The 14,178-nt window shown below is 70.0% G+C and carries 12 protein-coding genes and 1 pseudogene; 4 read left to right on the forward strand and 9 right to left on the reverse strand.

All coding sequences use genetic code 11. The features are described 5' to 3' along the window. Positions 1-3 precede the first annotated feature (3 nt). From QZ753_RS12250 to QZ753_RS12275, 6 genes are read right to left on the reverse strand one after another with little or no spacing between them, the layout of a single operon-like run. Positions 4-795 carry an ABC transporter ATP-binding protein gene (locus QZ753_RS12250; protein ID WP_294644090.1) on the reverse strand — a complete coding sequence of 264 codons (792 nt, stop codon included), beginning with the start codon at positions 793-795 and terminating at the stop codon, positions 4-6. Between the two features lie 4 nt (positions 796-799). Further along, the gene (locus QZ753_RS12255) at positions 800-2,044 is read right to left on the reverse strand and encodes an ABC transporter substrate-binding protein (protein WP_294644091.1); all 1,245 of its coding nucleotides are present in this window, start codon (positions 2,042-2,044) and stop codon (positions 800-802) included. 36 nt (positions 2,045-2,080) lie between these two features. After that, positions 2,081-3,154, reverse strand: coding sequence for a branched-chain amino acid ABC transporter permease (locus QZ753_RS12260; protein WP_294644092.1), 1,074 nt, complete (start codon positions 3,152-3,154; stop codon positions 2,081-2,083). Positions 3,155-3,157: 3 nt separating this feature from the next. After that, positions 3,158-4,036: a branched-chain amino acid ABC transporter permease gene (locus QZ753_RS12265; protein WP_294644093.1), complete on the reverse strand. Its 879-nt coding sequence runs from the start codon at positions 4,034-4,036 to the stop codon at positions 3,158-3,160. Beyond that, positions 4,033-6,000, reverse strand: a complete 1,968-nt coding sequence (locus QZ753_RS12270) for a long-chain fatty acid--CoA ligase (protein ID WP_294644094.1) — start codon at positions 5,998-6,000, stop codon at positions 4,033-4,035. The genes QZ753_RS12265 and QZ753_RS12270 overlap by 4 nt, the downstream gene beginning before the upstream one ends. Then, positions 5,990-6,826, reverse strand: coding sequence for an ABC transporter ATP-binding protein (locus QZ753_RS12275; RefSeq protein WP_294644095.1), 837 nt, complete (start codon positions 6,824-6,826; stop codon positions 5,990-5,992). Before QZ753_RS12275 ends, QZ753_RS12270 begins: the two co-directional genes overlap by 11 nt. Positions 6,827-6,965: 139 nt before the next feature. On the opposite strand from QZ753_RS12275, the gene QZ753_RS12280 reads away from it, so the two are divergent. Further along, positions 6,966-7,862 carry a LysR family transcriptional regulator gene (locus QZ753_RS12280; protein ID WP_294644096.1) on the forward strand — a complete coding sequence of 299 codons (897 nt, stop codon included), beginning with the start codon at positions 6,966-6,968 and terminating at the stop codon, positions 7,860-7,862. Here the strand turns inward: QZ753_RS12280 and QZ753_RS12285 are convergent. The 3 genes from QZ753_RS12285 to tkt are packed head-to-tail and all read right to left on the reverse strand — an operon-like array spanning position 7,859 to position 11,820. After that, positions 7,859-8,695, reverse strand: a complete 837-nt coding sequence (locus QZ753_RS12285; RefSeq protein WP_294644097.1) for a Cof-type HAD-IIB family hydrolase — start codon at positions 8,693-8,695, stop codon at positions 7,859-7,861. The two genes, QZ753_RS12280 and QZ753_RS12285, sit on opposite strands and share 4 nt — an antisense overlap. 1 nt (position 8,696) lies before the next feature. Continuing rightward, the gene (gene gnd, locus QZ753_RS12290) at positions 8,697-9,674 is read right to left on the reverse strand and encodes a phosphogluconate dehydrogenase (NAD(+)-dependent, decarboxylating) (protein ID WP_294644098.1); all 978 of its coding nucleotides are present in this window, start codon (positions 9,672-9,674) and stop codon (positions 8,697-8,699) included. Positions 9,675-9,723: 49 nt separating this feature from the next. After that, positions 9,724-11,820, reverse strand: a complete 2,097-nt coding sequence (gene tkt, locus QZ753_RS12295; RefSeq protein WP_294644099.1) for a transketolase — start codon at positions 11,818-11,820, stop codon at positions 9,724-9,726. A gap of 299 nt (positions 11,821-12,119) precedes the next feature. On the opposite strand from tkt, the gene exbB reads away from it, so the two are divergent. From exbB to QZ753_RS12310, 3 genes and pseudogenes are all read left to right on the forward strand, one after another. Beyond that, positions 12,120-13,163, forward strand: a complete 1,044-nt coding sequence (exbB, locus tag QZ753_RS12300) for a tonB-system energizer ExbB (protein WP_294644100.1) — start codon at positions 12,120-12,122, stop codon at positions 13,161-13,163. A gap of 6 nt (positions 13,164-13,169) precedes the next feature. Then, positions 13,170-13,625: a TonB system transport protein ExbD gene (gene exbD / locus QZ753_RS12305; RefSeq protein ID WP_294644101.1), complete on the forward strand. Its 456-nt coding sequence runs from the start codon at positions 13,170-13,172 to the stop codon at positions 13,623-13,625. Beyond that, positions 13,622-14,178, forward strand: a pseudogene (locus tag QZ753_RS12310) (hypothetical protein); the annotation flags it as partial. The gene exbD and the pseudogene QZ753_RS12310, both read left to right, overlap by 4 nt.

Genomic DNA, 14,178 nt, shown 5'->3' on the forward strand with positions numbered 1-14,178 from the left:
GCGTCAGGCCAGCCAGCGCTTGCGCCGGCGGTAGTGCTTGACGTTGTAGTAGTCGACCTTGCCGCCGCCCCCGAGATAGAACTCCTGCACGTCCGGGTTGGCGCGCAGCGTCTCGGCCGATCCGTCCATGACGACATGGCCGTTCTCGATGAGATAGGCGTGGTCGACGATGGCGAGCGCGGCGGCCGCGTTCTGCTCGACCAGAAGCACGGTCAGCTTCTCCGCGCGGTTGATCTCGCCGATCATCGCGAAGATCTCCGAGACGAGGAGCGGCGACAGGCCGAGGCTCGGCTCGTCCAGCATGATGAGGCGGGGGCTCGTCATCATGGCGCGCCCGATCGCCAGCATCTGCTGTTCGCCGCCCGACAGATACCCCGCCTTGTGCCGCGCCCGCTCCTTCAGGCGCGGAAAGTAGGTGTAGACGCGATCGCGTAAGGCATCGAGCTCGCCGCGCGAGCCCTTCAGAGGAAAGGCGGCGACGAGATTCTCGTCCGGCGTCAGGTGCCCGAAGATGCGCCGGCCCTCGAGCACGTGGACGATGCCGGCGCCGACCCGGTCGGGCGGGCCCATGGCGCGCACGTCGCGCCCGTCGAAGGTGATCTCGCCGCGCGTCACCTGTCCGCGCTCGGGGCCGAGCAGCCCCGAGATGGCTTTGAGCGTCGTCGACTTGCCGGCTCCGTTGGCGCCGAGCAGCGCCACCATGCCGCCCTCCTCCAGCCGGAGCGACACGCCCTTGATCGCGAGGAACACGCGATCGTAGATCACCTCGACATTGGAAAGCGACAGGAGGCTCATGGCGTCAGCGTCCCTCGCGGAAGCCCTTGGCGCCGGCGTCGATCTCCTTCTGGACGACCTCGCCGTAATGCGCGCCCCAGTCGGTGACCGGCACCCAGGCCTCGCCGTTCCACTCCGACACGCGGCCGAAGCCGCCGCCCTGATGGTCCTTGGCGGTGATGGTGATCGGCGGCATCAGCCCTTCGGCGTTGAAGTTCGAGATCTTCTCGAAGCCCGCCTTGAGGCGCTCGCCGGTCAGTTCGCCGCTCGCGCCGTCGGCGAGGCCGAGGCGTGCGGCTTCCACAGCGACGGCCATGGTCGCGACGCCGAGATTGTAGGCCGACGAGCCGACGAATTCGGCATTGCCTGCGCCCTGGCCGGGTTTGACGACCTTCTCTTCGATGCGCTGGATGATCGGATTGTCGCGGCCCGGCGCCACCGCCTCGAAGCGCTTGACGCCCTTCATGATGTCGGGCCCGACGGTGCGCGCGTCGGTCTCGGTCAGCCAGACGACGGACAGGATCTTGTCGGCCGCGATGCCGTTGCGGATGGCCTCGCGCACCGACACGGCCTGACCGCCACCCGCGCCCCAGATCAGCGCGTAGTCCGGCCGGTAGCGCCGCACCTCGGTCCAGGTCGAGCCCTGCTCGTTGCCGGGGCTGGCATAGGCGAAGGTCGAGACCTCGAAGCCCTTCTCGGCGGCGAGATCCTTGAGGACGTTGATCGGCTCGCGCCCGAACGGGCTGTCGATGTGGACGAGGGCGATCTTCTTGCCGGCAAGCCCGCCGCCCTTCGTCTCGATCCAGTTGGCGAGAACGGTCGCCTGAGACCAGTAGGTCGCCATCATCGGGAAGATGTAGGGGAAGGTCTCGCCGTCCGAGGCGTCGCCGCGCCCATGCACCGGCGTGATCATCACCACCTTGTCCTGCAGCGCCTGCGGCACGAGGGCGCGCGAGACCGGCGTCGACAGGAAGTCGAAGAGGATGGCGCCCTGGTCGCGGGCCCGGTTGTAGGCCTCGATGCCGCGCTGCGGCTGGTTGCCGGTGTCCGACACCAGCGCCTCGAACTTGCGGCCGTCGATGCCGCCCTCGGCGTTGACGAGGCTGAGATAGTCGCGCTGACCCTGATTGTATTCGCCCGTCACGAACGTATAGACCGCCGTGAAGTCCTGGGGCATCGCGAACTTGATCGTCTCCTGCGCGAGCGCCGCGCCGGAGAGACCGACGCTGAGGGCGAGCCCTCCCAGGATCGATGCGAGACTGCGTTTCATGTGGGTCTCCTCCGGTTGTTTCTTGGTTTTCGGCGGTCAGCGCCTCGCGTGGCGGAAGGGCCAGACGAGGAAGGTGTTGCGGATGTTGTCGTAGATCTTGGCCATCCCGAGCGGCTCCAGGAGCAGGAAGGCGACGATCAGCGCGCCGTAGGCCATCATCGGGATGTGCGAGAGAAGGTTGGTCGAGACCGACAGCCAGCCGGCCGACGACAGGGCAATGACGAGGTTGGTGAGGACGATCGGGGCGAGGAGCACGAAGCCTGCGCCGAGGAACGCGCCGATCACCGAGCCGAGGCCGCCGACCAGCACCATGGCGACGAGCTGGATCGAGACGTTGAAGGTGAACTGCTCGGGCGTGACCGCCCGGTAGTAGCAGAAGGCGAGCACCGCGCCCGACACGCCGCCCATGAACGACGAGGTGAAGAAGGCGACGAGCTTGGTGCGGAACGGATCGACGCCGATGACGGCCGCCGCGAAGTCCTTCTCGCGGATGGCAACGAGGGCGCGCCCGAACGCCGTGCGCTTGACGTTGAGAAGGAAAAGCGCGGCCACCACGGCCCAGGCGAGCGCCGCCCAGTAGCGCGCCCAGGGTCCGTCGAGCGGCAGGAAGAGGAGCGAGACGCGCGGCGTCTGGAGCGTCGCCTGCGCGCCGCCGGAGATCGCCGGCACGTTGATGATCACCCAGTCCACGAGATACTGCATGGCGAGCGTCGCCATCACGAGGTAGAGCCCCTTCACCCGGAGCGCCGCCGCGCCGAAGACGCAGCCGACCACCGCCGAGACGAGCCCGGCACCGATCAGCGCCAGCTCGAACGGCAGGCCGGCGCGCGTCAGGTGGATCGAGGTGTAGGCGCCGATCGCCATGACGGCCGCGAAGCCGAAATGGAGCTGGCCGGCAAGGCCCATCAGAAGCGTCAGCGACAGGGTCGCCGCGCTCCAGACCAGCCAGGGCAGGAGGTAGGAGCCGAGATAGAGCGGCGACACGAGGAGGGGCGCGGCGACGCCGAGCGCCAGGACGAGGGCGAGGACATAGCGGTCGGCCGGCACGCGCCAGAGCCGGGCGTCGGAGCGGTAGGACGTGTGGTGGACGCCGGCGAGACGGTAGAACATCGGTCAGATCCTTTCGATGTCCTCGCGGCCGAAGATGCCGTAGGGCCGGACCATGATGGTGAAGAGGATGATCAGCGAGGTCACGACGTCGCGCGTGCCGCCGCCGACGAGGCTGTCGAGATAACCCGGCACGACCGAGCCGAGGATGCCGACGAGGAGCCCGCCGACAAGGACGCCGACGATGGAGTCCACCCCGCCGAGGATGACGACGGCGACGGCCGGAAAGAGCAGCGCCGAGAGCGTCCAGTCGACGCCCTGCACCGAGCCCCAGAGCGTGCCGGCCGCGACCGCGGCGACCGCAGCGAGCCCCCAGGAGATGCCGATCGCCCGCTCCACCGAGATGCCGACCGCCCAGGACGAGACGTGGTCGTCCGAGACCGCGCGCAGCTTGGTGCCGAGGCGCGTGCGGAAGAAGAGGAGCGAGGCGCCGATCAGGAGCAGCGCGATCACGCCGCCATAGAGATAGTCGCGGTTGATGAAGACGTCGCCGACGATGATCGGCGAGAGGTCGATGCCGAGATCGAGGGATTTCGGCGCGGCGCCCAGAAGCCCCGGCCCGAGACCGCGCAGGAAGATCTCGAGGCCGAGGGTCAGCATCACCACCATGATGATCGGCTGGCCGACCATGCGCCTGAGAAGCAGGCGCTCCACGGCGAGGCCGAAGCCGAACATGACCGCGCAGGCGACCGGCACGGCGGCCAGAAGCGGCAGGCCGGCGGCCACCAGCAGCCAGACGACGTAGGCGCCGATCAGCACCACCGCGCCTTGGGCCAAGTTCGGCACGCCAGACGACTTGTAGATGAGGACGATGCCGAGCGCGACGAGCGAGTACATCAGACCCGTCAGCGCTCCGTTGACCAGAAGCTCCGCGAAGTAGCTCATGCCGCCACCCCCCCCTCGCCCACCGTGCGCAGGGTGAGGTCGCGCTTCAGGACGCCTTCCGCGCCGGTCTCGTAGGCGACGCGCGCCTCGAAGGCGATCTCGCCGGCGCCCGCATAGAGCGCCTCGACGATCGGGGCGTAGTGGGCGTCGATCACGTCGCGCTTCAGCTTGCGGGTGCGCGTCACCTCGCCGTCGTCGGGATCGAACTCCTTATGGAGATTGACGAAGCGGGTGATCGCCAGCCCGGCCGGCAGGCGCCGGTTGAGATCGGCGATCGTGCGCTCGACGAGATCGAGCACCTCGGGCTTCTGCGACAGGTCGGCGTAGGACGTGTAGGAGACCGCGTTCTCCTGCGCGAAGTGGCCGACCGCCTCGAAGTCGATGCAGACGATGGCGGCGAGCGATGGCCGACCGCGACCGACGACGCAGACGTCGCGGATGTAGGGCGAGAACTTCAGCCGGTTCTCGATATAGGTCGGGATGTAGCGCGTGCCGCCGCCCGTGTGGACGACCTCGGACACGCGGCCGAGCACCACGATCTGCCCGTCGGGCTCGACCTGGCCGGCATCGCCGGTGCGCAGCCAGCCGCGGTCGAGCGCCTTGGCGCTGGCCGCCTCGTCGCCGTGGTAGCCGTCGAAGACGTTGTCGCCGCGCATCAGGATCTCGCCGGTCTCGTCGATCCGGACCTCGATGCCGGGGAACGGACGGCCGACCGTGTGGAGCTGGAGATCGCCCGCCCCTTGCGCGACGGCGAGCGCGCAGTTCTCGGTCTGGCCGTAGAACTGGCGAAGGTTGAGGCCGAGGGCCCGGAAGAACAGGAACACCTCCTCGCCAATCGCCTCGCCCGCCGTGTAGGGGCGCTGGACGCGCGAGAGGCCGAGCTGGTCGAGGAGCGGGCCGAAGACGAGGAACCGTCCGACCTGCCAGCGCAGGCGCTCGAGGCCCGAGGGCTCGCGCCCCTCCAGCCGACGGCGTTCGAGTTCCACCGCGAAGGGCACGAAATGCTCGAAGAGACCGCGCTTCAGCCACGTCGACTCTTCCATGCCGACCTGCACCCGCGTCAGCATGTTTGACCAGGCGCGGGGCGAGGAGAAATAGATCGTCGGCGCGATCTCGCGCAGGTCGTGCTGGGCGGTCTCCTGGCGCTCGGGGATCGCGACCACGAAGCGCAGCGTGATGGCGGCGGCGATCGAGAACAGGAAGTCGCCGACCCAGGCCATGGGCAGATAGGCCATGTGGACCTCGCCCTCGCGAAAATAGCCGGCAGCGGCCGCGTTGCGCACGCCCGACAGGACGTGGCCGTGCTTGAGCGGAATGCCCTTCGGCGCCCCCGTCGTGCCCGACGAATGGAGAAGCACCGCGACGTCGTGGACGCGCGCGCGCTTGAGGAGATCGTCGCGAAGACCGCTCTCGGCGGTCAGGCGCTCCCGACCCTTTGCGACGAGATCCTCCAGCCCGACGACGCCCGGTGGCTCACGGCCCTTCAGGCCGCGCGGGTCGTCATAGGCGATCGTGGCAAGCTCCGGCACGGTCTCGCGCACGACGAGCAGCTTGTCGACCTGCTCCTGATCCTCGGCGATGGCGAAACGGATGCCCTCGCGGCGGATCTGGCCGGCAAGTTCCTCCGGCGCGACCTCGGAATAGGCGGGCGAGGGCACCGCGCGCAGCGCGATGACGGCGAGCATCGCGACATAGAGGCTCGCGCGGTTGTCGCCGATCACGAGCGCGATGTCGCCGGCCTTCAGACCCGCCGCCTCGAAGCCCGCGGCCTGTTCGAGGACACGGTCGCGATACTGCCCCCACGTCCATTCCTGCCAGATGCCGCGGTCGCGCTCGCGCACGGCGACGGTGCTCCCGTGCTTCTCGGCGTTCTCGTTGAGCGCCGCGATCAACGTGTCGCCATCCCGCCAGTCGGGATGCAGCGCCCGCGCGCCCGCCTCGATCGTCGCCCCGTCATGCAGCATGGGCGGCCCCTCCGATATAGGCGGCGACCACGGCCGGGTCGCTCATCGCCTCGCGCGCCGGGCCTTCGGCGATCGCCTTGCCGTTGTTGAGGACGACCACCCGGTCGCAGATCGCCGTCACCACATCGAGGTGATGCTCGATCAGGAGGACGGTCAGACCCAGTTCCTCGCGCGCGTCGAGGATGAAGCGGACCATGTATTCCTTCTCCTCCTGGTTCATGCCGGCCATCGGCTCGTCCAGCACCAGGAGGCGCGGTTCGGCGGCGAGCGCGCGGGCAAGCTCGACCCGCTTCTGCAGCCCGAGCGGGATCGTGTCGACATGCTCGTCGCGCACGCTCTGGAGCTGCAGGAGGTCGATCACGTCCTCGACCTTGCGGCGGTTGTCGATCTCGGCGCGCTCGGCCCAGACGGGATAGAAGAAGGCGGCCAGCGCCGAGGGGCGCATAAAGATGTGCCGGCCCATCAGGATGTTGTCGAGAACGCTCATGCCGCGGAAGAGGGCGACGTTCTGGAAGGTGCGGGCGACGCCCATCCGGGCGACCTTGTGCGGCCGCGTGCCCTCGATGCGCGCCCCGTGCAGGCGGATCGAGCCGTCCTGCGGCGGATAGAAACCGGTGATGGCGTTGACGAGCGTCGTCTTGCCGGAGCCGTTCGGCCCGACGAGGCCGAAGATCTCGCCCTGGCCGACGCGGATGGACACGGATTTCAGTGCCTGAAGCCCGCCGAACCAGCGGCTGACATTCTCGCAGGCCAGCGCTTCGGGCCTACCTGCCGCGCCGTCGGACGCGCGGGTGCTTGCGGCGACGAGCGCCGTCGGATGCTGCATGACCCGCCTCCTCCCAGAGCCTGTCAGTGCCGATATGGGTTGGTCCGATCTCCCAATCGGCACAACCAGAAGGAGGCTAGCAAAGGGAAATGCTTTCAGGAATACGTAATCGATCGCACAGATCGTTCGGATCCTTCGAATGAACCCCAATCTGATCGACCAGCTCCGCACCTTCGTGACGGTGGTGGAGGAGGGCAGCTTCACGGGCGCCGCGCGGCGGCTCAACCGGGCGGTCTCCTCGGTCTCCTATGCGGTCGCCCAGATCGAGCGGCACTGCGGCTTCCCGCTTCTGGAGCGCGCCTCGCGCCAGCCCGAACTCACGCGCCGCGGCCGCGCGGTGTTCGCCGAAGCCAGCTTCCTCGTGGAAAGCGCCCGCCGCCTCACGGCCCACATGAAGGCGCTGGAGAAGGGCGAGGAGACGCGCATCCGCATCGCGGTCGACGTCCTCTTTCCGCTCGACCATCTCCGCGCCGCGCTGCAGCGCTTCGATGCGGCGCGCCCGCGCGCCCGCGTCCAGCTCTTCACGAGTTCGCTCAACACGCTCTGGGAAACCCTGCGCAGCGGCGACGTCGACTTCGCGCTGACCTTCCTCGCCAACGTGCCGGCCGACATGACGGCCCGCTCGTTCCGCAACGTGACGATGTGGCCGGTGGCGGCCGCGACCCACCCGCTCGCCCGCATGGCGCAGCCGATCCCGATCGAGGCCTTCCAGTCGGAGCGGCAGATCTACTTCATCGGCGATCCCGGCGTCGACGTGGAGCGCCTGGGCCGCGTGTTCGGCCCGGACGTCTGGACATCCAACGACCTCGAACACATCCGGATGCTGGTGACGGGCGGCTTTGGCTGGTGCTTCACCAACGAAGCGTTCTTCGCGCGCGAGGAGGCGTCGGGCGCGGTGAGGCGCCTGCGCAGCGCCGACAACCGGCTGCATCCCGTGCGCGCGCTCGGCGCCGCCTGGTCGATCGACCGCGCGCCCGGCCCGCTCGGCGGCCAGATCGTCGACTTTCTGGCGGGCGCCCTCGGCGAGGCGGACTAGCCCCGCCGCGCCTCCACGAGGCGGTCGAGGAACTTCGCCACACCGTCCTCCTCGTTGGAGGCGGTGACGTAGCCGGCCGCCTGCCGGACGGCTTCGCTGCCCTGACCCATCGCGACGCCGAGACCGGCGCGCCGGAGCATCGGGATGTCGTTCGGCATGTCGCCGACCGCCGCGGTCTCCTCCAGCGGCACGCCGTGTGCCTTGGCGAGGAAGGCCGCGCCGTCGCCCTTGTTGGCGACTTTCGCGGTCACGTCGAGGAAGTAGAGCTGCGAGCGCACGACGTTGGCGGTCTCTCCGAGACGATCGCCGATCTCGCGCTCCATGCGCTCGACGAGGGGATGGTCGTCCGACACGCCGACGACCTTGTCGGTCCGGTCGTACCAGGGCGAGAAGTCCTGGACGATCGTCGGATCGAGCTGTGCCGCCTTGCGCTCGCGGTCGCCGTGCAGCGCATCTTCGCTGCGGGCGAGCCAGAGCCCGTCCGCGAACACCCAGACCGGCACCCCGGCCGCATCCAGCGCCTCGACCGCGCGCCTCGCGTCGTCCGGCGCGAGGCGATGCGCCTCGATCACGTCGCCGCCGGCCTCGAACAGCGTGCCGCCGTTGAAGGCGCCGACCGCGCCTTCGATCCCGAGTTCGCGGACGATGTGCCCGAGCCCGCTCGCGGGCCGCGCGCTGATGAGAGTGACCGCGATGCCGGCCTCGCGCGCCCGCGCGACGGCCGCGACCGTGGCTTCCGACACGGTCTTGTCGTCGCGCACGATCGTGCCGTCGATGTCGCAGATCACGAGGCGGATGACCTTGGCGATAGCCGGATCGAGGGTGTCCGCCATCCTACTGCGGGATCTCGACGTGGCCGCCGAAGCCGTAGCGCATGGCCGACAGCATCTTGTCGCCGAAGGTCGCCATCTGACGCGAGCGGTAGCGCGCGTAGAGCGCCGCCGACAGGACGTTGACCGGCACCGCCTCCTCCATCGCCGCCTCCAACGTCCAGCGCCCCTCGCCACTGTCGGCGACGTTGCCGGAGAAGTGGTCGAGATTCCCGTCGCCCGCCAGCGCGATCGCGGTGAGGTCGAGGAGCCAGGACGAGATCACCGAACCGCGGCGCCAGACCTCGGCGATGTCGGGGAGGTTGAGGTCGAAGCGCTCGTCTGGAGGCAGGTGCTCGGAGTTCTTGGTCTTCAGAATGTCGAAGCCTTCGGCATAGGCCTGCATCAGCCCGTACTCGATGCCGTTGTGCACCATCTTGACGAAGTGGCCGGCGCCCGCAGGTCCCGCATGGATGTAGCCGCGCTCGGCCCGGTCGTCTTCCGCGTGGCGGCCGCGCGTGCGCTCGATGTCGCCGTATCCCGGCGCCAGCGCATCGAAGATCGGATCGAGCTCGCGCACGGTATCCTCCGGCCCGCCGATCATCATGCAGTAGCCGCGCTCCAGCCCCCAGACGCCGCCAGACGTGCCGACGTCGACGTAAGCCACGCCCTTGGGCTCCAGTTCCTTGGCGCGGCGGATGTCGTCCTTGTAGAAGGAGTTGCCGCCGTCGATCACGACATCGCCGGGCGAGGCGAGATCGCCGAGCTCGCGGATCGTCGCCTCCGTCGGCTCGCCGGCCGGCAGCATGACCCAGAAGATGCGGCGACCGGAGAACCGGCCGGCTAGGTCTTGGAGCGACGACGCGCCCTTGGCGCCCTCGCCCTCGAGGCCCGACACGGCCTCCGCGTTGCGGTCGAAGACGAGGCATTCGTGGCCGTGCGCCATGAGGCGGCGGGCGATGTTGCCGCCCATGCGGCCGAGGCCGATGATCGCGATCTGCATGTGGGTCCTGCGATGTTCGTTGCGTCGGAGAGTGAAGGCGGGCGGCGGCTCAGCGGCCGGCCGCCACCTGTTCGCGCGCGAGCTTGACGACGTTGTCGACCGTGAAGCCGAATTTCTCCTGAAGCTTGGCGATCGGGGCCGAGGCGCCGAAGGTCTTCATCACGATCTTGGCGCCCTTGGAGCCGGCATATTGGTCCCAGCCGAGCGAGCCGCCCTGCTCCACCGCGACGCGGGCCATGACGTCCGGCGGCAGGACCTCGTCGCGGTAGCTCTCGTCCTGCCGCTCGAAGAGGTGCCAGGACGGCATCGAGACGACCCGCGCCTTGATGCCCTCGGCGGCCAGCGTCTCGCGCGCGGCGACGCAAAGCGAGACCTCCGAGCCGGTGGCGAGAAGGATCACGTCCGGCTTTCCGCCCTCGGCCTCGGCCAGCACGTAGGCGCCGCGGCGAAGGTTCGAAGCGGGCGCGAATGTCGAGCGGTCGAGCGTCGGCAGCGGCTGGCGCGAGAGCACGAGCGCGGTCGGCTCGTGCCGCTGCTCCATTGCGACCCGCCAGGCTTCCGCCGTCTCGTTGGCGTCGCAGGGGCGGATCGTGTTGAGGCCCGGGATCGCGCGAAGCGAGGCGAGGTGCTCCACCGGCTGGTGGGTCGGTCCGTCCTCGCCGACGCCGATCGAATCGTGCGTGAAGACCCAGACCGCCGGGATCTCCATGATCGCCGACAGGCGCACGGGCGCGCGCATGTAGTCGGAGAACACCAGGAACGTCGCGCCGTAGGGGCGCACATAGGAGAGCGCCATGCCGTTGACGACGGCGCCCATGCCGTGTTCGCGGATGCCGAAATGGAAGTTCCGCCCGGCATAGTCGTCCGCCGAGAAGCTACCCGCTCCCTCGAAGCCGAGCTTGGACTTGTTGGACGGCGCAAGGTCCGCCGAGCCTCCGACGAGGAACGGCACGCGCTCGGCGATCGCGTTGAGCACCTTGCCGGACGCATCGCGCGAGGCGATGCCCTTGGCGTCCGGCTCGAAACGCGGGATCGAGGCATCCCAGCCGTCCGGCAGCCGGCCCTCGCGCATCGCGTCGATCTCGGCGGCAAGCTCGGGATGGGCCTGTCGGTAGCGGGCGAAATCGGCGTCCCAGGCCTCGCGCGCCGCCTTGCCGCGCGTCTCGACGCGGCTGCGGAAATCGGCGGCAACGCCGTCCGGAACGTAGAAATCCTTGTCCTCCGGCCAGCCGTAGGAGCGCTTGGCACCCTTCACGTCCTCGGCGTCGAAGGCCTCGCCGTGCGCGGCCGCCGTACCCTGCTGCTTCGCGAGCCCGTAGCCGATGACGCTGTCGACGACGACGAGCGTCGGCCGGTCGTCGGTCGCGCGGAACTCCTCGACCGCGCGGCGGATCGCCGACCGGTCGTTGGCGTCCGACACGTGCAGCGTCTTCCAGCCGTAGCCGCGGAAGCGCTCCGCGACATCCTCGGAGAAGGCGAGGCTGGTGAAGCCCTCGATCGACACCTTGTTGTTGTCGTAGATCCAGAGGAGGTTCGAGAGCTTCAGATGGCCGGCGAGCGAGGCGGCCTCGGAGGACACGCCTTCCATCATGTCGCCGTCGCCGCAAAGGACGATCACGTCGTGGTCGAAGACCTTGGCCTCCGGCTTGTTGTAGCGCGCGGCGAGCCAGCGCTCGGCGATCGCCATGCCGACCGAGTTGCCGCAGCCCTGGCCGAGCGGGCCGGTCGTCGTCTCGACGCCGGTGGTCATCCGGTATTCCGGGTGGCCCGGCGTCTTCGACGAAAGCTGGCGGAACGCCTTGATGTCGTCGAGCGAGACGGCCGGCTTGCCGGTCTTCTTACCTTCCGCGTCGATCTCCTCGACACCCGCCAGATGCAGCACCGAGTAGAGCAGCATCGAGCCGTGGCCGACCGACAGCACGAAGCGGTCGCGGTTCGGCCAGTCCGGCCGGCCGGGATCGTAGCGCATGAACTCGGTCCACAGCGTGTAGGCGACCGGCGCAAGGCCGAGCGGCGCGCCGACATGGCCGGAATGCGCCTTCAGGACGGCGTCCATCGACAGGGTGCGGATCGTGTCGATCGCCAGTTGTTCGGGCGAGCCGCGCTCGCTGGATCCGGCGTCGGCGGCTACGGGGTTCGCGCTCATGGGACGTTCCTTGTGGTTCGAGGCCGGGCGCGTCGCGGGGGTTCGACCCCGAGCGTCGCGGCGTCCCGCTCATCTCCCGCCTTATGGTGGAGCGCGGCGCCGTCATGTCGATGGGGGTGCCCGGCATGCGGGCGCAGGGACCGGGCGAGAGGTCCCGCACGGGGACTTGTGCGGACCGGACGCGATGCGTATGGAAAACATGACTAGATTGTTCATGTATTCCGATCGGCAGCCGGGCCTTCCCCCGAACGCCATCGAGACCAGGGCCCCTCCCGCCCGATCGGCGAGAAAGTTCGACGATGACAGACGACACGCTTCTTCCGCCGGCGCGTTCTCGGACCGGCCGACAGGCGATCCTCGCCGCCCTTCTCGCGCTGCCGATTCTGGCCGGCGGGGCCGAGGCGCAGACGGCAGCACCAGAGGCGGCCCCGGCCGATCCCGCCCCGAGCCTCGTCGCCCCGGCGCCGGCCGGCGAGATGCCCGGCACCGTCTTTCCGTCCGGCCAGCCGCGCACGATCGCGCCGCTCGGCAGTCCCGCACCGGCAGCCGCTCCGGCCTCGAGCGCCACCGACGTGTCGGTCGCGCCCGCCGAGGTCCCGCCCACCGCCGGCGCCGCCACCCTGCCCCATGACCTCTCCCCCTGGGGCATGTTCATGGCGGCGGACTACGTGGTGAAGGCGGTGATGATCGGGCTCGCCTTCGCGTCCGTCGTCACCTGGACCATATGGCTCGCCAAGGCGCTGGAGCTCACCGCCGCCAAGACGCGCGCGGGCCGGGGCGTCCGGCGGCTCGGCAAGGCCGAGGGCTTGCCGTCGGCCGACGCGGTGGATGCCGAGGGCTGGCGGCGCGGCCCCGTCGCCGCGATGGTGCGGACGGCCGCCACGGAGTGCGCCCGCTCCGCCGGACTGCCGGCGGACGGCGTCAAGGAGCGCGTCGCGATCGCGCTCCAGCGCATCGAGGCACGCGCCGGCCGTCGCATGGCGCGCGGCACGGGGCTTCTCGCCACCATCGGCTCGACCGCGCCCTTCGTCGGCCTCTTCGGCACGGTCTGGGGCATCATGAACTCGTTCATCGGCATCAGCCAGGCGAACACCACCAACCTTGCCGTGGTGGCGCCCGGCATCGCCGAGGCGCTGCTCGCCACCGCGATCGGCCTCGTGGCGGCGATCCCGGCCGTGATCATCTACAACGTCTTCGCCCGCGCCATCGCGGGCTACCGTGCCGTCCTATCGGACGCCTCCGCCGCCGTCCTCCAGCACCTGTCGCGCGATCTCGACCGCGCCGGGGTCGCGGCGGGCGCCGGCCCGCAGCGGGCCGCTTACGCCCGCGCGGCGGCGGAGTAGCGCGCCGTGGGTGTCAGCCTGAAAAGCTCCGACGACGACGATGCGGGCGAAGTCTCCGAGATCAACGTCACGCCCTTCATCGACGTCGTCCTCGTGCTCCTCATCATCTTCATGGTGGCCGCGCCGCTTTCCACCGTCGACGTGCCGGTGGACCTTCCCGTCTCCAACGCGATGCCCCAGCCGCGCACCGACGAGCCGCTCTACCTCACCGTGCAGGACGACCTGAACCTCGTGCTGGGCGAGGCGGCGGTCGCCCGCGAGGCCTTGCGGGCTGCGATCGACGCGCGCACCGGGGGCAACCGGGACGAGCGCATCTTCCTGCGCGCCGATGCCGCCGTCGACTACGGCGACCTCATGGAGGTGATGAACGCGCTGCGGGACGCCGGCTATCTCAAGATCGCGCTGGTCGGGCTCGAGAACACGGGCGCCGCCCCCGCCGCCGGGGTCGCCCCGCAACCATGACGCTCGCCCGTCCCGAGGATTTCGAGCGCGGCTCCACCCCATGGAGCGTCGCGCGCTGGGGCACGGCGATGCTGTGCATCGCGACCGCCCATGCCGCGGCCGCCTGGTTCTTCGTGCAGATGCCCCCGATCGCGACGCCGCCGGCCGGCGCACCCGAGGCGCCGATCCTGATGGAGCTCGCGCCGCCGGAGGCCGCGCCGCCGGCCGCGCCCGCCGTGGAAGCGCCGGAGCCCACGGAGGAGCCGCAGGACACGCCGCCCGAACCGCTGCCGCCGGAGCCTGAACCCGAGCCGCCTCGACCTGAGCTCATCGCGCCGCCCCCCGAACCCGATCTCCCGCCGCCCGTCGAGGAGCCGCCCCCGCCGATGGAGGAGCCGCCGCCGGTCGTGGAACCCGCCCCTCTGCCCGAGCCGCCACCGCAACCACAGCCGGAGCCGCCGCCCGTGGTCGAGGCGGCGGCGGAAGCGGTGATCAACGCGCCCGTCCCGCGCGCGCGCCCTCGCCCGCCCGAGCCGCGCCGCGAAGTCACTGAGCGCCGACCCGAACGCCCGCG

It is taken from the genome of uncultured Aureimonas sp., from assembly GCF_913775355.1.
GTDB lineage: Bacteria > Pseudomonadota > Alphaproteobacteria > Rhizobiales > Rhizobiaceae > Aureimonas.